Origin of the sequence: Ensifer adhaerens, assembly GCF_002007205.1 — a bacterium.
Lineage (GTDB): Bacteria > Pseudomonadota > Alphaproteobacteria > Rhizobiales > Rhizobiaceae > Ensifer > Ensifer adhaerens_D.
In genome coordinates, this window is sequence record NZ_LAZS01000014.1 from 19,137 (window position 1) to 38,279 (window position 19,143).

General features: G+C 63.0%; 17 protein-coding genes and 1 tRNA gene. 9 read left to right on the forward strand and 9 right to left on the reverse strand.

Translation table 11 applies throughout. The features are described from left to right. Nucleotides 1-55: 55 nt before the first annotated feature. Nucleotides 56-2,275 carry an adenylate/guanylate cyclase domain-containing protein gene (locus XB14_RS30330; protein WP_077967897.1) on the reverse strand — a complete coding sequence of 740 codons (2,220 nt, stop codon included), beginning with the start codon at nt 2,273-2,275 and terminating at the stop codon, nt 56-58. Nucleotides 2,276-2,444: 169 nt separating this feature from the next. On the opposite strand from XB14_RS30330, the gene XB14_RS30335 reads away from it, so the two are divergent. Genes XB14_RS30335 through XB14_RS30345 form a run of 3 tightly spaced genes read left to right on the forward strand, consistent with a single transcriptional unit; the run spans nt 2,445 to nt 5,766 of the window. Beyond that, a complete protein-coding gene (locus tag XB14_RS30335; protein WP_077967899.1) occupies nt 2,445-3,851 on the forward strand; it encodes a DUF1254 domain-containing protein in 1,407 nt (468 codons plus the stop codon). A gap of 17 nt (nt 3,852-3,868) precedes the next feature. Next, nucleotides 3,869-4,891, forward strand: a complete 1,023-nt coding sequence (locus tag XB14_RS30340; RefSeq protein WP_077968669.1) for a DUF1254 domain-containing protein — start codon at nt 3,869-3,871, stop codon at nt 4,889-4,891. A gap of 38 nt (nt 4,892-4,929) precedes the next feature. Continuing rightward, a complete protein-coding gene (locus XB14_RS30345; RefSeq protein WP_077967900.1) occupies nt 4,930-5,766 on the forward strand; it encodes an alpha/beta fold hydrolase in 837 nt (278 codons plus the stop codon). A 39-nt stretch (nt 5,767-5,805) separates the two neighbouring features. Here XB14_RS30345 and metH read toward each other — a convergent pair whose 3' ends face one another. The 4 genes from metH to XB14_RS30365 form a co-directional block, all read right to left on the reverse strand. After that, nucleotides 5,806-9,576 carry a methionine synthase gene (gene metH / locus XB14_RS30350; protein WP_077967906.1) on the reverse strand — a complete coding sequence of 1,257 codons (3,771 nt, stop codon included), beginning with the start codon at nt 9,574-9,576 and terminating at the stop codon, nt 5,806-5,808. A 166-nt stretch (nt 9,577-9,742) separates the two neighbouring features. Beyond that, the gene (locus XB14_RS30355; protein WP_077967908.1) at nt 9,743-10,903 is read right to left on the reverse strand and encodes an AGE family epimerase/isomerase; all 1,161 of its coding nucleotides are present in this window, start codon (nt 10,901-10,903) and stop codon (nt 9,743-9,745) included. 3 nt (nt 10,904-10,906) lie between these two features. After that, nucleotides 10,907-11,401 (reverse strand): heme-degrading domain-containing protein, encoded by a 495-nt coding sequence (locus XB14_RS30360; protein ID WP_077967909.1) that lies wholly within the window; start codon nt 11,399-11,401, stop codon nt 10,907-10,909. Nucleotides 11,402-11,407: 6 nt separating this feature from the next. After that, nucleotides 11,408-12,304 (reverse strand): ROK family protein, encoded by an 897-nt coding sequence (locus XB14_RS30365; protein WP_077967910.1) that lies wholly within the window; start codon nt 12,302-12,304, stop codon nt 11,408-11,410. A gap of 252 nt (nt 12,305-12,556) precedes the next feature. On the opposite strand from XB14_RS30365, the gene XB14_RS30370 reads away from it, so the two are divergent. After that, nucleotides 12,557-12,633: transfer RNA gene (locus XB14_RS30370), tRNA-Arg, on the forward strand. A gap of 130 nt (nt 12,634-12,763) precedes the next feature. Continuing rightward, nucleotides 12,764-13,264 carry a GNAT family N-acetyltransferase gene (locus XB14_RS30375; RefSeq protein WP_077967912.1) on the forward strand — a complete coding sequence of 167 codons (501 nt, stop codon included), beginning with the start codon at nt 12,764-12,766 and terminating at the stop codon, nt 13,262-13,264. A 9-nt stretch (nt 13,265-13,273) separates the two neighbouring features. Here the strand turns inward: XB14_RS30375 and XB14_RS30380 are convergent, their stop codons facing one another. After that, complete coding sequence (locus tag XB14_RS30380) at nt 13,274-14,176, reverse strand: LysR family transcriptional regulator (RefSeq protein ID WP_077967914.1); 903 nt, start codon at nt 14,174-14,176, stop codon at nt 13,274-13,276. 109 nt (nt 14,177-14,285) lie between these two features. Between XB14_RS30380 and XB14_RS30385 the strand changes: the two genes are divergently transcribed. The 3 genes from XB14_RS30385 (at nt 14,286) to XB14_RS30395 (ending at nt 16,032) form a co-directional block, all read left to right on the forward strand. Next, complete coding sequence (locus XB14_RS30385) at nt 14,286-15,008, forward strand: SDR family NAD(P)-dependent oxidoreductase (RefSeq protein WP_077967916.1); 723 nt, start codon at nt 14,286-14,288, stop codon at nt 15,006-15,008. Then, a complete protein-coding gene (locus XB14_RS30390) occupies nt 15,002-15,490 on the forward strand; it encodes a RidA family protein (protein ID WP_077967923.1) in 489 nt (162 codons plus the stop codon). Before XB14_RS30385 ends, XB14_RS30390 begins: the two co-directional genes overlap by 7 nt. Nucleotides 15,491-15,762: 272 nt before the next feature. Then, entirely contained in the window at nt 15,763-16,032 is a 270-nt protein-coding gene (locus XB14_RS30395) for a hypothetical protein (protein ID WP_077967925.1), read from the forward strand. 39 nt (nt 16,033-16,071) lie between these two features. Here the strand turns inward: XB14_RS30395 and XB14_RS30400 are convergent, their stop codons facing one another. The 3 genes from XB14_RS30400 to XB14_RS30405 form a co-directional block, all read right to left on the reverse strand. Next, a complete protein-coding gene (locus XB14_RS30400; protein ID WP_077967927.1) occupies nt 16,072-16,440 on the reverse strand; it encodes a VOC family protein in 369 nt (122 codons plus the stop codon). Nucleotides 16,441-16,563: 123 nt separating this feature from the next. Then, on the reverse strand, nt 16,564-16,725 hold the full coding sequence (locus tag XB14_RS32975; protein ID WP_089044368.1) for a Thivi_2564 family membrane protein: 162 nt from the start codon (nt 16,723-16,725) through the stop codon (nt 16,564-16,566). A gap of 153 nt (nt 16,726-16,878) precedes the next feature. Beyond that, nucleotides 16,879-17,601: an META domain-containing protein gene (locus XB14_RS30405; protein WP_077967929.1), complete on the reverse strand. Its 723-nt coding sequence runs from the start codon at nt 17,599-17,601 to the stop codon at nt 16,879-16,881. Between the two features lie 204 nt (nt 17,602-17,805). Here XB14_RS30405 and dxr point away from each other — a divergent pair, with 204 nt between their 5' ends. After that, nucleotides 17,806-18,981, forward strand: coding sequence for a 1-deoxy-D-xylulose-5-phosphate reductoisomerase (gene dxr, locus XB14_RS30410; protein ID WP_077968672.1), 1,176 nt, complete (start codon nt 17,806-17,808; stop codon nt 18,979-18,981). Nucleotides 18,982-19,143 lie beyond the last annotated feature (162 nt).

Here is a 19,143-nt window from a genome sequence, read left to right on the forward strand (position 1 = left end):
TCAAAGTGCTACAGAGACCTTTGCGCGTCTGACAAGACGCGCGGCGCTGTATCGATCACTTCTCGATCGAGAAGAACTTCAGAGCCTGCGGCGTGACGTTGATGTAGTCCGCCGTGCGCTCGCCCTTGGCGGTGTTGCGATAGACGTAGCCGCAGACCATGCGGCCGAGGAAATACCCGTCATATTTCTCGCAAAGCTGGTTGCCCTTCACTTCGATCCGGCCGGTGATGTTGGTGTTGCTGGTGCGATAGGCGGTGTTGCCGTCCTTGTCGAAGAACTGCGCGAAGCCCGTGCCGTTCTTGTGCATGCCGACCCAGGTCTTGTCGGTGGTCAGTTGCTTGAGTTCGGCGGGACCGAGCCGGTCGCTGGCGGCGCCGACGAAGCCGAACGGCCATTCGGGGATGCCGGCGACGCGCAGACCGAAGAGGTGGCGATAGAGATCCTCCTCCCGCCAGTAGTCATAGAGATAACCGTAGTAGCTGAGGTTCGTGTCCGGGAAGAGCTTCAGCAGTTCTGACGCTTGCGCCGCCGCACTCTGCTGGTCGCCGCGCTGGGCATAGGCCGACGCCAGGTATTCGCGCACCGCTTCGGCCTTCGGCAAGGACGCGCCGGCCGCCTCGATCAGCGGGATCGCCTTCTCGAGGCGGCGCGCCGTGTAGTAGACGATGCCGGCCAGAAGCTGCAGGCTCGACGAGGGCGAAGGATCGAGCCTCAGCGCCCGCTCGATATCGTCGATCGCCTGCTCGTGTTCGCCGGTCTGGGCGAGCACCAGCGCCAGATTGGCCAGCGCCTCCGCGTCGTTCGGCTGCGCCGAGACGGCCCGAAGCGCCGATTCCTTTGCCTCCAAAGCGCGACCGTCGACGAGTTGCAGCAGCGCCAGCACCGTATGGGCGCGCGCATTGTTGGCGTCGAGCTTCAGCGCCTGGCCCGCCGCGTCATAGGCGATCTTGCGGGCGACGGCCGCCGACCAGAGGTAGTTGTAGTCGTTGCGCCAAACGTCGACCGCGACACGGGCGATGCCCGCATGCGCATCGGCGAAATCCGGATCGAGATCGATCGCGCGCTGATAATAGGCGAGCGTCTGGCGATAGGTGTCGACATCGCGCCAGATGAGACCCTGCTGCTCGGCGCGCATGTAATTGTCATAGGCCTCGAGGTTGTCGGTCGGAATGCGCGCCAGCTGATCGCGCTCGCCCTCGCTGAGCTTAACCTCCAGCGCGGCGATGATCTTGCCGATGACGTCGTCCTGAACCGCGAAGAGATCCGCATATTGCCGGTCGTAGCGTTCCGCCCAGAGCGAGAGCCCGCTCATTGCGTCGATGAGCTTGACGTTGATGCGCAGCCGTTGGTCTGCGCGCTGCAGCGTGCCCTCCAGCACGTAGTGCACACCCAGTTCCGCCGCAACATCCTGGATCTTGGCAGCGTTACCCTTGAGCGCAAACACCGAATGGCGGGCAATGACGAAAAGGCCTGATACCTTCGACAGCTCGGTGATGAGATCGTCGGTCAAGCCCTCGGCCAGATGGTCATGATCGCTGTCGCCGCTGACATTGATGAAGGGCAGGACGGCAACCGAAGGCTGGTCCGGCAACGGATAGGCGAAACGCTGCGCCGGCCCGTCCTGCCCGATCCACGTCCACGGCTGCCACCAGGCGACCGCAGCCGACAGCGCGATCGCGACGAGACCAACGACCGATCCCTTCACCCAGGCCGCATTGCGTCGAGGCTTCTCGACAACCGTCCTGCCGGCAGCCCCCGGATCGAGGAGCACCCGGTAAACCCGGATCGGCTCGGCAAGCCCCTTGACCGCCTGTTGACCGAGGGACGCAAATCCGATTTTCAGCTTGGAGCTGACCTGGTCATAAGCGGTACCGGAGATCGCAATGCCACCCGGCTCGGCAAGTCCCTGGACCCGATCGGCGATATTGACGCCGTCGCCATGGATGTCGTCCCCCTCGACGATGATGTCGCCGAGATTGATGCCGATGCGGAAGTCCAGCCTCTCGCCGTTTGGTGCCTTGTCGGCTTCCGCTTCCGCCTTGCGCCGCTGGATCTCGACCGCGCATTGGGTCGCGTCGACGACGCTGCGGAACTCGACCAGCAGGCCATCGCCCATCGTCTTCACCAGACGCCCGTGATGCTCGCGGAAAAGCGGTTCGAGGATGTTGCCGAGGTCCGACTGGAAACGAAGACGCGTCCCTTCCTCGTCCAGCCGGCTCAAGCGGCTGTAACCGACGACATCCGCGATCAGGACGGCAGCGAGGCGGCGCTCCATCGACGGGCTCTCAACGTGCGATGTACTCCAGCGGCAATGTTACCGCAGCTTGGCGGGCGGCGCCATCGGCGCGCATGGGCGAGACGCTTCGCCCGCACCGTAACCGTTACGTACTTGCAGGACCTCGCCGAAGTGCCACGATTGCCGGAGTCATCTGAAGGAGCCTGCCATGCTCAAAAGACGGTCGCTGCTGATGCTCGGCGCCCTTGCGCTACCCGCGCTCAGGGTGGCGAGGGCTGCCGATGCGAGCCTCTCCGCAGACGAGGCGCGGGCCATCGCCAAGGACGCCTATATCTACGGCTTCCCGCTGGTCGACAGCTACCGGGTGCAGTATTCCTACTTCGTCGATCGCGGCAATCCCGAGTACAAGAGCGGCTGGAATACGCTCAACAACACCGCCCGGGTCTATACCCCCGAGGACAAGGCGATCCAGACGCCGAATTCCGACACGCCCTATTCTTTCCTCGGCGCGGACCTGCGTGCCGAACCGCTGGTCCTGACCGTGCCGGCGGTCGAGAAGGAACGCTACTACTCGCTCCAGTTCATCGACATGTACACGTTCAATTTCGCCTATGTCGGCAGCCGCGCCACCGGCGGCGAAGCCGGCAGCTACCTGCTGGCCGGACCGGGCTGGAAAGGCGAGACCCCGCCGGGGATAAAGGCGGTGATCCGCTCGGAAACCGAATTCGCCTTCGTGCTTTATCGCACCCAGATGTTCAACCCCGCCGACATCGAGAACGTCAAGAAGATCCAGGCGGGCTACAAGGTCGAACCATTGTCGACCTTCCTCGGCCAGGCCGCCCCGGCGCCGGCGCCCGCGGTCGATTTCATCGCTCCGTTGAGCGCGGCCGACGAAAAAACCTCACCCGATTTCTACAAGGTTCTCAATTTCATCCTGCAATTTTGCCCGACGCACCCATCCGAAACGGCCTTGATGGAGCGTTTCGCCGATCTCAATATCGGCTCAGGCAAGACATTCGATATCAAGGCCTTCCCGTCAGACATCCAGAAGGCGGTCACCGATGGCATGGCAGATGCCTGGGCGGCGTTCAAGGAACACAAGGAAACCGAAATCGACACCGGCAAGGCTTCGAGCGCCGACGCGTTCGGCACGCGGGAGTTCCTGAAGAACGACTATATGCAGCGCATGTCCGGCGCGGTTCTCGGCATCTACGGCAACTCGAAGGACGAGGCGCTCTATCCCGTCTATTTCGTCGATGACCAGAAGAAACCGCTGACCGGGTCCGGCCACTACACCTTGCGCTTCGAACCCGGGCAACTGCCGCCGGTCAACGCCTTCTGGTCGCTGACCCTCTACGAGCTGCCGTCGAGCCTGCTCTACGCCAATCCGCTCAACCGCTATCTCATCAACTCGCCGATGCTGCCGAACCTGAAAAAGGACACCGATGGCGGCTTGACGCTCTACATCCAGAACGAAAACCCCGGCCCCGACAAGGAGGCCAACTGGTTGCCGGCACCAACCGGCCCGTTCTTCACGGCCATGCGGCTCTACTGGCCGAAGCCGGACGCATTGGACGGCAAATGGAAAGCGCCACCGATGCAGCGCGTCAACTGATCAACGAGGATTTGAATATGAAACACTATCGTTCGTTCCTCATTGCCAGTGCACTGGCGATGGCTGCCGCAACCCAGGCAAGCGCCGCCGACCCCGTGGCCGTCGGCGTCGACAACTTTGTCCGCGCCGAAAGCGACATGTATGCGGCGAGCATGGTCAAGGACGGCGCCTTCGGCAAGTTCCTGCATCGGCGCGAGCCCGCTTCGATCGACAACCAGACCGTCATTCGCCTCAACCGCGATACGCTCTACTCCTCGGCCGTCTTCGATCTCGATGCCGGCCCGGTCACGATTACCCTGCCCGACGCCGGGAAGCGCTTCATGTCGATGCAGGTGATCAACGAGGACCATTATGTGCCCGAAGTCGTCTACGGCGCCGGCGAAACGACGCTGACCAGGGAGAAGGTCGGCACGCGCTATGTCGTCGTCGGTATTCGCACGCTCGTCGACCCGTCCAGCCCGAAGGATATCGCTGAGGTTCATGCCCTGCAGGACGCGATCAAGGCCAGTCAGGAGAAGGAAGGCAAGTTTGAGATCCCGGCCTGGGATCCAGCTGGCCAGAAGAAGGTGCGCGAGGCACTGCTCGTACTCGGCTCCACGATGCCGGACTTTAAGGGGGCTTTCGGCACGAAAGAAGAGGTTGACCCGATCCGTCATCTGATCGGCACGGCGACCGGTTGGGGCGGCAACCCGGACAAGGACGCGACCTATCTCAACGTCACGCCCGCCAAGAACGACGGCAAGACGATCTACAAGCTCGACGTCAAGGACGTACCGGTCGATGCGTTCTGGTCGGTCAGCGTCTACGACGCGCAAGGGTTCTACGAAAAGAACGCCTACGACGCCTATGCGATCAACAACATCACCGCCAAGAAGGGCGACGATGGCAGCGTCTCGATCCAGTTCGGCGGCTGTGACGGCAAGATCGCCAATTGCCTGCCGGTGGTCGATGGCTGGAACTACACCGTGCGGCTCTACCGGCCACGCAAGGAGGTCCTCGACGGCACCTGGCACTTTCCCGAGCCGCAACCGGTGAACTAGGCTTGCCGCGTCGCGATCAAGCAGTGGAGGCCGCGTGCATGGAGTTCCGGGATGACGACCTTGCGGACTTCGCCGAGCATGGCGCGACGCCCCTGCCCGGGGCGACCGTGGAAGGCCATGTCGAGCACAATGGTGCGCGCATCTGGTACGCGACCTATGGATCCGGCAAGCCGGTGATCCTGCTGCATGGCGGCCTTGGCCACAGCGGCAACTGGGGTTTTCAGGTCCCGGCGCTGCTTGAAGCCGGCCACCGTGTCATCCTGATCGACAGCCGCGGTCACGGCCGCAGCACCCGCGATCAGAAGCCCTACACCTATGAGCTGATGGCCTCGGATGTGCTCGCCGTCATGGACAGGATGGATATTCAGAAGGCAGCCTTTGCCGGCTGGAGCGACGGCGCCTGCATTGCGCTCGTTCTTGCCTCACAGACGCCGGAACGGGTCAGCGGCGTCTTCTTCTTTGCCTGCAACATGGACCCAAGCGGAACCAAGGACATCGAGCCGAGCCCGGTGCTCGACCGTTGCTTCAGTCGTCATGCCGAAGACTACCGCGCGCTGTCGGCAACGCCTGACGATTTCAGCGCCTTCGTCGATGCCGTCAGCGCCATGCAGGGGACTGAGCCGAACTACACGGCCGAAGATCTCGGCAAGATCCGCGTGCCGGTTGTGATTGTTCAAAGCGAAAACGACGAGTTCATCAGGCACGAGCATGCCGACTATCTCGCCCACAGCATTCCCGGCGCCGCATTCATCCTTCTCGATGGCGTCAGCCACTTCGCCCCGCTGCAGCGGCCCGACCGCTTCAATGCCGCGCTCACGGCTTTCCTTGTCGCGCTCGACGACGAGCCCGAAGGAGACGCCCGACGACGGCAATGACGAGCCCTTGTCGGCTCGTCATCACGCCCTCCAGCGACGTTACTCCGCCGCTTCGGTCTCCGGCATCGGCACATAGTTGAGAATCGGCGACAGCCAACGCTCGACCTCGCGCACCGGCATGCGTTTGCGTGTCGCATAGTCCTCGACCTGATCGCGCTCGACCTTGGCGACGCCGAAGTAATAGGCTTCGGGATGGCCGATATAGAGGCCGGACACCGACGACCCCGGCCACATCGCGTAGCTCTCGGTCAGGCTGACGCCGATCGTTGCTTCTGCGTCGAGCAGCCGGAACAGCGTTGCCTTTTCCGTGTGATCGGGCTGGGCCGGATAGCCCGGCGCCGGGCGGATACCGGCATAGGGCTCGCCAATCAGCTCCACCGGCGTAAACGTCTCGTCTGCCGCATAACCCCAGAGTTCGGCGCGCACATATTCATGCATGCGCTCGGCAAAGGCCTCGGCGAAACGATCGGCAAGCGCCTTGACCAGGATCGACGAATAATCGTCATTGGCGCGCTCGAAGCGTTCGGCGATCGCCACTTCCTCGATCCCGGCGGTGACCACGAAACCGCCGACATAATCATTGGAGCCGCTATCGACAGGCGCGACGAAATCGGAAAGTGCCACGTTCGCACGGCCATCGCGCTTCGACAGCTGCTGACGCAGCGTGAACAAGGTCGCAAGCTCGGAGGCACGATCCTCGCCGGTAAAGAGTCGGATATCGTCGCCTACGGTGCCCGCCGGCCAGAAGCCGACGACGGCCTTCGGCGCGAACCACTTCTCCTCGATGATCTTTTTCAGCATCGCCTGCGCGTCATCGAACAGCTGGCGGGCAGCCGCACCTTGCGCCTCGTCGTCGAGGATCTTCGGGTAGACGCCTTTCAACTCCCAGGTCTGGAAGAACGGCGTCCAGTCGATGTAGCGAGCAAGCTCCGCCAGATCCCAGCTTTCGAACACGCGCGTGCCGATGAACGAGGGCGTCTTGGCCTGATAGTTTGACCAGTCAATCCGATGCTGATTGGCGCGCGCCTGCGACAGCGGCAGACGGCGCTTTTCCGCCTCGTTGCGCGCATGCGCGTCGGCAACCTTGCGGTACTCCGCCCGCACCGTCTCCATATAGCTGTCGCGGGCTTCCGGCGACAGCAGGCTCGAGACGACGCCGACGGCGCGGCTGGCATCGGTGACATAGACCGTCTGGCCGCGATCGTAGCGGGGATTGATCTTGACGGCGGTGTGTACGCGGCTGGTGGTGGCGCCGCCGATCAGCAGCGGCACGTCGAAGCCTTCGCGCTCAAGTTCGGAGGCGACATGCACCATTTCATCCAGTGAGGGGGTGATGAGGCCCGAGAGGCCGATGATGTCGACCTTCTGCTCGCGGGCCACTTCGAGGATCTTTGCCGACGGCACCATGACGCCGAGATCGATGATCTCGTAATTGTTGCAGGCAAGCACGACACCGACGATGTTCTTGCCGATGTCATGCACGTCGCCCTTGACCGTCGCCATCAGGATCTTGCCGGCGCTTTCGCGCGCCTCGCCGCCATTGGCAAGCTTCTCTGCCTCCATGTGCGGCAAAAGCACCGCGACCGCCTGCTTCATCACGCGTGCGGATTTCACCACCTGCGGCAGGAACATCTTGCCGGACCCGAAGAGATCGCCGACGACGTTCATGCCGGCCATCAGCGGACCTTCGATGACGTGCAGCGGCCGCGCGGCCTCAAGCCGTGCCTCCTCCGTATCAGCCTCGATGTATTCGGTGATGCCGTTGACGAGCGCGTGCTCAAGACGCTTCGCCACCGACCATTCGCGCCAGGAGAGATCCTTCTCACGGCCCTGCGCACCGCCCTGTCCACGATAGCGCTCAGCGATTTCGAGCATGCGTTCGGTCGAATCGGCGCGGCGGTTGAGCACCACGTCTTCGCAGGCCTCGCGCAGATCCGGATCGATCGCGTCATAGACGGCGAGCTGGCCGGCATTGACGATGCCCATGTCCATGCCCGCCTGGATGGCGTGGTAGAGGAACACCGCGTGCATCGCCTCGCGCACCGGCTCGTTGCCGCGGAACGAGAAGGAGAGGTTGGAGACGCCGCCCGACACATGCACATGCGGCAGGGTCCTGATGATCTCGCGCGTCGCCTCGATGAAGTCGACGCCGTAATTGTTGTGCTCCTCGATGCCCGTCGCCACCGCGAAGATGTTCGGGTCGAAGATGATGTCCTCGGGCGGGAAGCCGGCTTGTTCGGTCAAGAGCTTGTAGGCGCGGGTGCAGATCTCCAACTTGCGCGCCTGGGTGTCGGCCTGGCCCACCTCGTCGAAGGCCATGATGACGACGGCGGCACCATAGGCGCGGCAGAGTTTCGCATGGTGCAGGAAGGCCTCTTCGCCTTCCTTCATCGAGATGGAGTTGACCAGCGGCTTGCCCTGCACGCATTTCAGGCCAGCCTCGATCACCTCCCATTTCGACGAATCGATCATGACGGGAACGCGGGCGATATCGGGCTCGGAGGCGACGAGGTTCAGGAACTCGACCATCGCCTGCTTCGAATCGATCAGGCCCTCGTCCATGTTGATATCGATGATCTGAGCGCCGTTGGCCACCTGGTCGCGCGCAACATCGAGTGCTGCCGAATAGTCGCCGGCGGTGATCAGCTTGCGGAACTTCGCCGAGCCGGTGACGTTGGTGCGCTCGCCGACATTGACGAAGGGAATGTCGGAGGTGAGCGTGAACGGCTCCAGGCCGGAGAGCCGCATCAGCGGCTCGACCTTGGGGATCTCGCGCGGCGGATGCTTGGCAACAGCCTTGGCGATGGCGCTGATATGGGCCGGCGTCGAGCCGCAGCAGCCGCCGACGATGTTGAGGAGGCCGTCGCGGGCAAAGGCTTCGACCTGAGCCGCCATCTGTTCCGGCGTTTCGTCGTACTGACCGAACTCGTTCGGCAGGCCGGCATTGGGATAGGCGCAGACAAAGGTATCGGCAACGCCCGAGAGTTCGTCGATATGCGCACGCATGGCATTGGCGCCGAGCGCGCAGTTGAGCCCGATGGTGAAGGGCTCGGCGTGGCGCACCGAATGCCAGAAGGCCGTCGGCGTCTGACCGGAGAGCGTGCGGCCCGAGAGATCGGTGATCGTTCCGGAGATCATGACGGGCAGATCGACGCCCTTCTCCGCAAAGACTTCCTTGGTCGCGAAGATCGCCGCCTTGGCGTTCAACGTGTCGAAGATCGTCTCGATCAGGATGATGTCGGCGCCACCGTCGATCAGGCCGCGGATCTGTTCGGCATAGGCGACCCTGAGATCGTCGAAGGTGACGGCGCGATAGCCCGGGTTGTTGACGTCGGGCGAGATCGACGCCGTGCGGTTGGTCGGCCCGAGCGCGCCGGCGACGAAGCGGCGGCGGCCATCCGTGGCCTCGGCCCGCTTGGCGGCGCGGCGCGCCAGCCGGGCGCCGTCGCGGTTGAGCTCATAGACCATGTCCTCCATGCCGTAGTCGGCCTGGGCGATACGGGTCGAGGAGAAGGTGTTGGTTTCGAGGATATCGGCGCCGGCAATCGCATAGGCGTAGTGGATGTCCTCGATCGCCTTCGGCTGCGTCAGCGTCAGGAGATCGTTGTTGCCCTGCTGGTGACAGGCGCAGCCGCCGAATCGGTCGCCACGGAAATGCTGCTCGATGAAGCCGAGCTGCTGGATTTCCGTGCCCATCGCGCCATCCATGATCAGGATGCGCTCGCGCGCCGCTTGGGCGAGCGCCCGCTTGATCTCGGAGCCGTCCGGCTTGGAGGAAACGTCGCCGAAAAGGGCGTCGATGGCGGACATGGGAAATCTCCCGTTCTGAAAACGACAAACAATAAGTTGAGTCAATCACATAAAGATATCTTTATGTCAACATATGCAGCAATCACATTTGCCCTTCGGAGCAAAGAAAATGGCCCGCCGCGATTGCGACGGGCCACCAAGTGCATCCGGGTTCACAACGGCAAGCTTAGAGCCGCGCGAGGCAATCCTCGGTCTCAAAGATGGCGCAGAGAATATGGTAGAAGCTGCTCGCCGGCGCCGGCTCGTCGACGAAGCTGCCGTCGGCCTTCTGCTTGTCGCGCCAGAGACCCGCGACCGGCGTCTCCAGGAACGCCTGGAGTGCCGCCGCCGCCCGTGCGGCCGAAGCGAGATAGCGCTCGCGCTCTTCGCCATTGGTGAGGGCCGCGAAACGGACGGACGCTTTCAACCACTCGGTCTGCGGCCAGAGCCGGGCGATCGGGTCGGCCACCGAGAGATCGTCGAGCAGCGTCATGATCGCGACATCGCGGTTCGCGCAGATGCCGTGCGCCTCACCGATATCGAACAGCCGCCTTGCCTTCACGATCGCGTCGGCACAGCCGCGGCGCTCCGCCCAGCGCAGAAGCAGCCAGGCCCATTCGAAGAGGTGACCGGGCTCGACGATCCGGCCCTTGTCGCCGGCCATCGGCGCCCAGTCGTGATCGAAGAATTCACGCAGCACCCCGCTCTCGGCATCGATGAAATGATCCATCGCCAGATCCGCAATCTCGTCGGCGAGATTGGCCCATGCAACCTGATCGAAGCCCTCGACCGCTTCGCTCGCCAGGCACGCCTCGAAGAGATGCATGTGCGGATTGGAGCAGAGCGGCAGGCGTGGGGGATTGTCTTCCTCGAAGCCGGCAACCGGATGCTTGACATGCGCCTCGATCCGAGACCGAAGGTCGTTGCTGCGTTCGATCATCTCGGCCTGGCGTGCCGGCACGACCTCGGCGAGGTAGGCGAAGGCGAGCAGCGCGAAAGCCTGGTTGTAGAGGTCGAAGGACGGATCGAGCAGATTGCCGTCGGCATCTGCGAGCGCGCCATAAAAGCCGCTCGGCTGCTTGAAGACGCGATCGAAATAGGCAAGCCCGCCCTCGGCCGCACCCCGCCAGTCACCGGTCCAGCCGCGCCGGCCTGCCTCGGCAAAACAATAGACCTGCCGTGGCTGCACCCGCGCACGCCGATTGGCGTTGGTTGGCTCACCGGCCATGTCGATCGTCTCGACGAAGCCGCCTGAATGGTCAACACCCTTATCGCGCCAGAGCGGCAGGGCCTTATCGGCCAGCCATTGGGACAGGACGTGGGACCGGGAGAAAATTTCGTCTGCCAAAACTCAGTCCTCGAGCTTCAAAGCGTCGTGATCCTTGCCGAGCAAGGTCGAAAGCGCCTCGACCACCATGTTGTGGTCCTCGCGTTGCGGCAGGCCAGAAACGGTGACCGCCCCGATGCAGCCAGTGCCCTTGACGACGATCGGGAAGCTGCCGCCATGCGCCGCATAGTCGGCATCCGCAAGGCCGAGTTTGGCCTGCAGATTGGTCTGCGCCTTGGCGAGTTCGCGGCCGGTGGCGTAGCTGCTCTTGAACAGACGGAACACGGTGTTGCGCTTGCGGCGCACCCAGTTCGGATTGTCTGGCGTCGCTCCTTCGAGCGCCGCGTAGAACACCTGCATCGAAAAAAGGGTGATGTCGATGACGACACCGAGCTTGCGCTCCCCTGCCGTCTTGCGCAGCAGCGAGCCCAGTTCCCAGGCGGTATCGAGATCGAAGCGCTCGAACTGCAATTCCTGTTCCTGCCGCGCGATGCGGGCGAGGTCCTTGTCGATATTCATGGGGCTTTAGTCCTTCCAGAGCCAGGCCGCACCGCGCACGCCGGAGCTATCGCCGTGAAGGGCCTTGCGAATGGGCGTTTCGAACGTGTCGCCGAAGAGATAGTTGACCACCCGCGGCGGCACGTCCTCATAGATCTCGTCGACATTCGACATGCCGCCGCCGAGCACGTAGACGTCGGGGTCGACGATGTTGGTGAGCAGCGCGAGGCTGCGCGCCAGCCGGTCGACGAAGCGTTCGTAAACGCCTGTTGCCACCGGATCGCCTGCCCGCTTCGCCTCGATAATCTCGCGCCCGCGCCGCTCGACGCCCGTCGTGATGCGGTAATCGAGCTCGACGCCGGTGCCGCAGGCATACATGTCGAGGCAGCCGTGCTTGCCGCACCAGCACTTGTGGCCCGGATACTCGTCCTTCGTCATCCACGGCAGCGGATAGTGGCCGATCTCGGCGGCAACGCCCTGGTAGCCGGCATGCACCTTCTTGTCGATCGCAAGTCCGCCGCCATGTCCGGTGCCGACGATGACGCCGAACACCACATGCGCATTCTTGCCGGCACCGTCGACCGCCTCCGAAACCGCCAGGCAATTGGCGTCGTTGGCAAGCCGGACCGGGCGGCCAAGCGCCGCTTCGAGGTCACGCCCAAGGGGCTTGCCATTGATCAGCACCGCATTGGAATTGCGCACGATTCCGGTGCGCGGATTGGGACTGCCGGGAATGCCGATGCCGATCGAGCCCTTCTCGCCCGCCGTCTGTTCGGCAGCAGCAACGAGATCGAGAACCGCGCGGATGCAGTCGTCATAGCCGCTGGTCGGGGTCGAGACGCGATGCCGGGCGCGCGTTTCGCCATCGCGGCCGAGCGCGATGACTTCCATTTTCGTGCCGCCCCAATCTATTCCGATGAACATATGTGGATCAGGTCTCTGATGAAGGTCTCAAAGGGGAGCCCCGGCTTCCTCCGGCCGACGCTCGCATTGCTTAGCATTCGAAAGACCTGAAAGACCAGCCCCGTTTCACAATCGATTTAAATGCACATGCGATGGCGCCAACGCGCCGCCCCTATCAAGACAGCCGGGGTCGCCGCCGCCTGCATTTCCGCCGGCACACATGCAAAAACACTTGGCGAAGAGGCCTTGCTTTTGTATGGGTGCTATCCAAGTGGTCCCGTAGCTCAGCAGGATAGAGCACCAGATTCCTAATCTGGGGGTCCCGCGTTCGAATCGCGGCGGGATCACCATGAAAATCAAGCAATTAGAAACGCCGCATTCTTAAACGTTCCTGCAAACGTTCCCCGCTCGTGTTTGTCCACGCCCTTTGCGTCGCCGCGAACACGGGATTTCCAAGCAAATCATCCTTCGGGTTCACCCATGGTTCAGTCGCTCGTGACCTATATGGAAATGCTCAGACGTCCGGCGGGCGAAGCGTTTCCGCCGCCGGTCGCCCATGCGACGGTCGCATCCGAACGTCCGGATGTTGCCGCGTTTCTTTCGCTCTATCGCGCCGTCGGCGAACCGTTGCGCTGGGATCAGCGGTTGCGCATGCTACCAGCCGATCTCGGCAGCTTCCTAAACAGCTCCTCGACGAACCTCTACATCCTCCGGCTGGATGGCCGCGCAGTCGGGCTCTGCGAATTCGACCGTGCGGATACGCCCGATGTCGAACTCACCCATTTCGGCCTGATCCCGGACGTCTACGGCAAAAGACTGGGACCGTTTCTTCTCGACAATGCGTTGCGCGCCGTCTGGGACCGCGGAGTCAATCGCGTCTGGCTGCATACCGACGAGTGGGACCACCCCAAGGCGCAAGACGTTTATCGCCGCACCGGCTTCAGCATTTTCACGCAGAAGCTCGAAGAGATCGGACCCTGACGCCAGCCCTCACCGTAGCGCCTGCCACGCCGGCCCGCGCCACTCTTTAAGCGCCTGCAGGAAGACCTGGAGCCGCGATGGCAGGAACCGCCGGGTCGGATAGACCGCATGCACGAAGACGTCGGGCGCCGACCAACCGGGAAGCACCCGCACGAGCTTGCCGCTTGCAAGCAGGCTGTCGCAGAAGATCGGCGGAAGCCGGCCGATGCCGTGGCCGCGCTCGGTGATTGCGCTCGCCGATTGGATGTCGTGGACCGATATGGCACCGGTCACCTGAAGGCTGACCGCTTCGCTGCCGTTGACCAGATGCCATTCGGCTTCGTTGTTGCGGGCATTGACCAGGACACAGCGGTGCCCGCTGAGGTTTTCCGGCCGCAATGGCACGCCGTGCTTCTCGATGTATTCAGGGGCAGCCACCAGAAAGTGGGTACTCCTGCCGAGGCGCTGCGCGATAAGCGACGAATCACGCAATTCGCCGAACCGGACCGCGACGTCGATGTTCTCGGCAACGAGATCCATGAACATGTTGGTGACCAGCAGATCGACCTCGATGTCGGGATACTTCTTCAGGAATGCCGACAGGAAGTCGAAGAACGGCGGTTGCCCGAGCGTCACCGGAACCGTGATGCGCAACAGCCCCTCGGGCTTTCGCTGCGCCTCGCTCAGAACCCTTTCTGCGTCGTGAAGCTGCTTCAGCGGTTCGCTGCACTCGGCGTAGTAGGCGCGCCCCTGCGCCGTGAGGCTGAGCTTGCGCGTCGTGCGCTGGATGAGCGTGACGCCCAGCTTCTCCTCCAGAACCGTGATTTTGCGGCTGACGGTGGAAACCGGCATGCCGAGCGAACGTGCCGCCCGGCTGAAGCTTTCGAATTGGGCGACGGCGGCAAAGACCGCGATATCGTTCAGATCGACCATGCAGAGATATTTGCACTGCTGGAAAAGTAATTCCAGATATTTCCATCTAATCGCATAATACCACCGCGCTCATATTGATCTCAAACCAGTCCAGCCATGGAGAGATCAAATGACCAACAAGGTCGCCGTCATCACCGGTGCGTCACAAGGCATCGGCGCGGGCCTCACAAACGCCTTCCTTGCCGAGGGCTATAGCGTCGTCGCAACCTCGCGAAACGTCAGCCAGTCCAGGGAAATCACCGAATCGGACCGTCTGGCCCGCGTCGACGGCGATATCGCCGATCCTCATACGGCCAAACGCGTGGTCGAAGCCGCGATCGACCGGTTCGGCTCGATCGACGCGCTCGTCAACAATGCCGGGATCTTCTTCACCAAGCCCTTTGTCGACTACACCGCCGAAGACTACCGGCAGCTCAGCGCCACCAACATCGAGGGTTTCCTTCATATTACCCAGCTGGTCACGCGCCAAATGCTGGCGCAAAAGCGGGGCGGCAGTATCGTCAGCATCACGACGCCGCTGGCCGATCGGCCGATCGCAGGCATGAACGCCTCGGTCGCCATGCTGACAAAGGGCGGCATCAACGCGATCTCGAAGAACATCGCCATGGAGTACGCAAGGGACGGAATCCGCGTCAACGTCGTCGCCCCCGGTGTCGTCGACACGCCGCTCCATAAGGACAACCCGCGGGATTTCCTCAACACGCTCTCGCCGATGCACAGCATTTCCAGCGTCGACGAGATCGTGGACGCCGTCCTGTTCCTGACGAGAGCGCCGCGCATAACCGGGGAGGTGCTGAACGTCGACGGCGGCGCGCACCTGGGCAAATGGTAGGTCGAAACCCCACGCCTGCCATCGGCGCAGAACAGCGGCTGAAGGAACTGGGCATCACCCTGCCTCCGCCACCGACGCCCTTCGGCAACTATGTCGAAGGGGTCAGGATCGGCAGGCTGCTCTATCTGAGCGGCATGCTGCCGGTGATCGACGGCAAGCCGCAGGTCATCGGAAGGCTCGGCGCCGAGCTGGCAACCGACGAGGGACGCCGCGCCGCGGAGATCGCGACACTCAGCGCACTATCGGCGATCCGGGCGGCGCTCGGTTCGCTGGACAAGGTCACAGCGGTCGCCAAGCTCGGCGTCTATATCGCGACCGTTGGTGATTTCCGCGATCATCCGAAGGTCGCCGACGGGGCTTCAGATCTGCTCGCCAAGATCTTTGGACCCGAGCTTTTGTCCGGACGGATCGTCCTCGGCGTCGCCAGCATCTCGTTGGGACTGCCGGTCGAAATCGAGCTGCTGGTCGAAGTGACGGATTGAGAATATCGGCCGGCGGCAATCGCTGCCGGCAACCGATCAGGAAAAGGAAGATTCGTCATTTGCCCGTCACGAACGCAAGCTATTGAATAGTCACGCCTCCTCGATGACCACGGATGAACTGGCATCGGCGGAAGGTGATGAGGAAGGTCGGGTTTGCCCCGGCCTTTTTTGTTGGCTCCTTAGGATCGCCATCGCAGGGCTCCCACCAGCGGCAGCCATGCTTGACAGGACGTGCAGTCTGCCTGACGGTGCGCGCATGACGGGAGGACACCATGGGTAAGCTTCTGCAAATCATCGGCATCGTCATCATCCTGGCCGCTCTGGCCGCAGCGGTCACACTGCTCGCTGTCGATCCGGCCACGGCACAGTTTCGGGCGCTCGTCGTGCTCCCTTGGGTCTTGAGCGCGATTCTGATCGGCATTCTTCTGGCGGCGTTCGGCGCGATGCTGCGTCAGCTAAGCGCAATCCGCGCCGCCACCGAACAGCAGGCGGCCCTGTTCCAGGCCATCCTTGACCGCAGGGCGCCGACGACGGCGCAGTGAGCGCCGCAACGCCCGTCCGTCCACCGTGCCCCCGCGATCTCAATCATCCGGCCTGCACACACGCAGGCGATGGCCATCCGGGTCGAGCGCGACGAAGGTTCGGCCGAAGACGGCGGTCCGCAGCTCCTGCTCGATCATGATGCCATTGCCGCGCCATTCTTCGTAAAGGCGCTCGACCTCCGCATCGTCTTTGACCATGAAGGCGATTTCGGAGCGATGGCCGGTGCCGGAAGAGACAAAATCCCTGGCCTGCGTCGACCACAGACTGAAGGTCAGGCCGTTTTCGAGTTCGAAGGCGACGTAGCTCGGAAAGGATGCAACGGGCTCGCGCCCGAAGAGGTCGACGTAGAATTGTGCGCTTTTCGCCGGGTCATCGACATAAAGCAGAATGAGGTTGGGAAGCAGCATCGCCGGGTCTCCTATTCGACCCGACACTAGGCGAACCCGCTGTCAGCTTTTGTCAGCATCGAGCAGATAGCCAAAGGCCGCCGGCGCAACTGAGCCGGCGGCCTTTGGCTGGAAGGCGGCGCGTCAGAAGACGGCCAGGTATTTCAACAGAGAGATGATGCCGATGATGATGACGATGATCTGGACGATCTGCTTGGCACGCGCGTCGAGCGGAAGCCGCTGGACGAGATAGAGCACCAGCACGATGACGAGGAAGGTAATCAGAATTCCGATAAGCAGCCCCATGGATCACTCCCATTTTCACACAACAGCGCCGCGATGGCGTCGGAAATGTAACTAGGGGGCGAGGGCAAAAGTTCCAATCGAGGCGACAACTTGTGTAGCCGGCTCGCCATGTCGGCTCCCGAAGGGTCGGACTGTCTTGGCCAAATGCCCGCCTCAGGAGGCGGGCTTGCAGGCAACCCCCTTGTCCTCGTCGCCCTTGGTCGCGTCGAACAGCGTCGCCTCCTCTCCCTTCGTCCACCAGACATATTGCCCGCCGGCATATTTGGCGCCGGACGCGGCTATCACGTTTGAGGCGACGACGAACGTACCGTCGATGGTAAAAGTCACAAGCGAAACCGGGCCGGCATTGATGTATTCCGCATCGATGCGTTTGCCGCCGCAGTCGTAGCGGACCGATTGCCGGTCCACCGCGTCGGCGCCCGGAATGCGGATCGTCACGTCGGCGCCTTCAGACGCTGCCGCCATCGACGCCAGCTTCAGGGCTGTGCCGCCGCCCGCCTTGCCAAGCACGAGCTTCGATCCTTCCACCGACCAGGAAAGTTCGCTGCCGAGCGCCTTGAGGAACTTCTGCTCCTGGGTCATCACGGCCGGCACGCACATCTTGCGCGTCGAAGCGGCGGGCCCGAAGGTGATCCTGGAGCCTGAGAGGCTGAAGGTGCCGGTGAAATGGTTGCAGCCAGCCATGCCGCCATAGGTGCCGTCCTCGCGGATCTCCAGCGTCGACTGGAGATTGTCGATCACGCCACCCCCGCCGATGTCTTCGGCAAGCCAGGTGCCGACGAGTTGCTGCGGAACGTTCTCGGCCGCGACAGGCTGCATCGAGGCCATCTCGATCGCGACGCAGGCGCAGGAAACGGCGGTAATGATTTTCAGCATCGCGAACTCCTTCGGCCCCGACTCAAGGCACCCGATTCTTAGCCCGCCGACGAGGCGGATTGAAGACCGTGCCCTTGTTGCCGGCGGAATTCGCCTGTAGAGCCTAGCAAACAACATAAAACTCGGATCGATCTCGTGCAGATCACCCGCCCGGCGAAGGCTCAGCCGGGCGTTTCGTCCGGGAAGAAGAACATGGGTATTGGCATGGCATCCCGCGACGGTGCGAAGCGCCGACTGACGATCCTCGGCTCGACCGGCTCGATCGGTACCAACACGCTCGACGTCATCGAGCGCCTTGGTGGCCGCGAACGCTTCGACGTCGTCGCCGTCACCGGCAACGGCAACATTCCCCTGCTCGCCGAACAGGCCGTGAAGGCTGGAGCCGAACTCGCCGTCACCGCCAACGACAGCCACTACGAAAACCTGAAGGCAGCGCTCGCCGGCACCGGTATCGCCGTCGCCGCGGGCAAGAGCGGACTGATCGAAGCAGCCGAACGCAACGCGGACTGGGTGATGGCGGCGATCGTCGGCAATGCCGGCCTTGCACCGACGCTGGCCGCCGCCCGCCGCGGCGCTGACATTGCCCTTGCCAACAAGGAGTGCCTCGTTTCCGCCGGCAGCCTGTTCATCGACGCGGTGAAGAAGGGTGGCGGACGGCTGCTGCCTGTCGATAGCGAACACAACGCCATCTTCCAGGTACTGGAAGAGCATCAGCGCCACGCGGTCGAGCGCATCATCCTGACCGCCTCCGGCGGGCCGTTCCGCACCAAGTCGCTCGAAGAGATGCGCCATGTGACCGCGGATGTCGCCCGCGCCCATCCCAATTGGTCGATGGGCCTGAAGATCTCGATCGACAGCGCCTCGATGTTCAACAAGGCGCTGGAGATGATCGAGGCGAAGCACCTCTTCGCGCTCGAACCCGCGCAGGTCGAGGTGATCGTGCACCCGCAGTCAGTCATCCATTCGATGGTCGGTTACACCGACGGCTCGGTGCTGGCGCAGCTCGGTTGCCCGGACATGCGCACGGCGATTGGCTATGCGCTTTCCTATCCGAGCCGCTGCAGCCTGCCGATCGAACGGCTCGACTTCGCCAAGCTGTCCCGCCTCGATTTCGAAGCGCCGGACGAGGAGCGGTTCCCGGCGATCCGTCTGGCGCGCCGCGCCATGGTCGAAGGCGGCGTTCAGGGGGCCGTGCTCAACGGCGCCAAGGAAACGGCGCTCGACGCCTTCATCGCCGGCCGCACCGGCTTTCTCGCCATGGCCGAGATCGTCGAAAAGGTGATGGACAAGCTCGCCGACCTGCCGGCGGCTGAAGCGATGGACGACGTCTTTACCGCCGACGAAAAAGCCCGGCAACTGGCGGCCGGGCTGCTTCAGTAGTCAGGTTCTCTGAGCGCTTCACCCCATGCAAGGGAAGCGCCCCTCATCCGCCTGCCGGCACCTTCTCCCCGCAGACGGGGCGAAGGGACTTTGCCGCACCCGCTTCAATCACCGCTAACGTCCTGGATATCGGCTACCCAACATTGGAGCTAGACGGTATCT

Bases quoted from the DNA above. Each gene is read 5' to 3' on its own strand.
- XB14_RS30330 (WP_077967897.1), bottom strand. From the start codon at position 2,275: ATGGAGCGCCGCCTCGCTGCCGTCCTGATCGCGGATGTCGTCGGTTAC.
- XB14_RS30335 (WP_077967899.1), top strand. From the start codon at position 2,445: ATGCTCAAAAGACGGTCGCTGCTGATGCTCGGCGCCCTTGCGCTACCC.
- XB14_RS30340 (WP_077968669.1), top strand. From the start codon at position 3,869: ATGAAACACTATCGTTCGTTCCTCATTGCCAGTGCACTGGCGATGGCT.
- XB14_RS30345 (WP_077967900.1), top strand. From the start codon at position 4,930: ATGGAGTTCCGGGATGACGACCTTGCGGACTTCGCCGAGCATGGCGCG.
- metH (WP_077967906.1), bottom strand. From the start codon at position 9,576: ATGTCCGCCATCGACGCCCTTTTCGGCGACGTTTCCTCCAAGCCGGAC.
- XB14_RS30360 (WP_077967909.1), bottom strand. From the start codon at position 11,401: ATGAATATCGACAAGGACCTCGCCCGCATCGCGCGGCAGGAACAGGAA.
- XB14_RS30365 (WP_077967910.1), bottom strand. From the start codon at position 12,304: ATGTTCATCGGAATAGATTGGGGCGGCACGAAAATGGAAGTCATCGCG.
- XB14_RS30375 (WP_077967912.1), top strand. From the start codon at position 12,764: ATGGTTCAGTCGCTCGTGACCTATATGGAAATGCTCAGACGTCCGGCG.
- XB14_RS30380 (WP_077967914.1), bottom strand. From the start codon at position 14,176: ATGGTCGATCTGAACGATATCGCGGTCTTTGCCGCCGTCGCCCAATTC.
- XB14_RS30385 (WP_077967916.1), top strand. From the start codon at position 14,286: ATGACCAACAAGGTCGCCGTCATCACCGGTGCGTCACAAGGCATCGGC.
- XB14_RS30390 (WP_077967923.1), top strand. From the start codon at position 15,002: ATGGTAGGTCGAAACCCCACGCCTGCCATCGGCGCAGAACAGCGGCTG.
- XB14_RS30395 (WP_077967925.1), top strand. From the start codon at position 15,763: ATGGGTAAGCTTCTGCAAATCATCGGCATCGTCATCATCCTGGCCGCT.
- XB14_RS30400 (WP_077967927.1), bottom strand. From the start codon at position 16,440: ATGCTGCTTCCCAACCTCATTCTGCTTTATGTCGATGACCCGGCGAAA.
- XB14_RS32975 (WP_089044368.1), bottom strand. From the start codon at position 16,725: ATGGGGCTGCTTATCGGAATTCTGATTACCTTCCTCGTCATCGTGCTG.
- XB14_RS30405 (WP_077967929.1), bottom strand. From the start codon at position 17,601: ATGCTGAAAATCATTACCGCCGTTTCCTGCGCCTGCGTCGCGATCGAG.
- dxr (WP_077968672.1), top strand. From the start codon at position 17,806: ATGGCATCCCGCGACGGTGCGAAGCGCCGACTGACGATCCTCGGCTCG.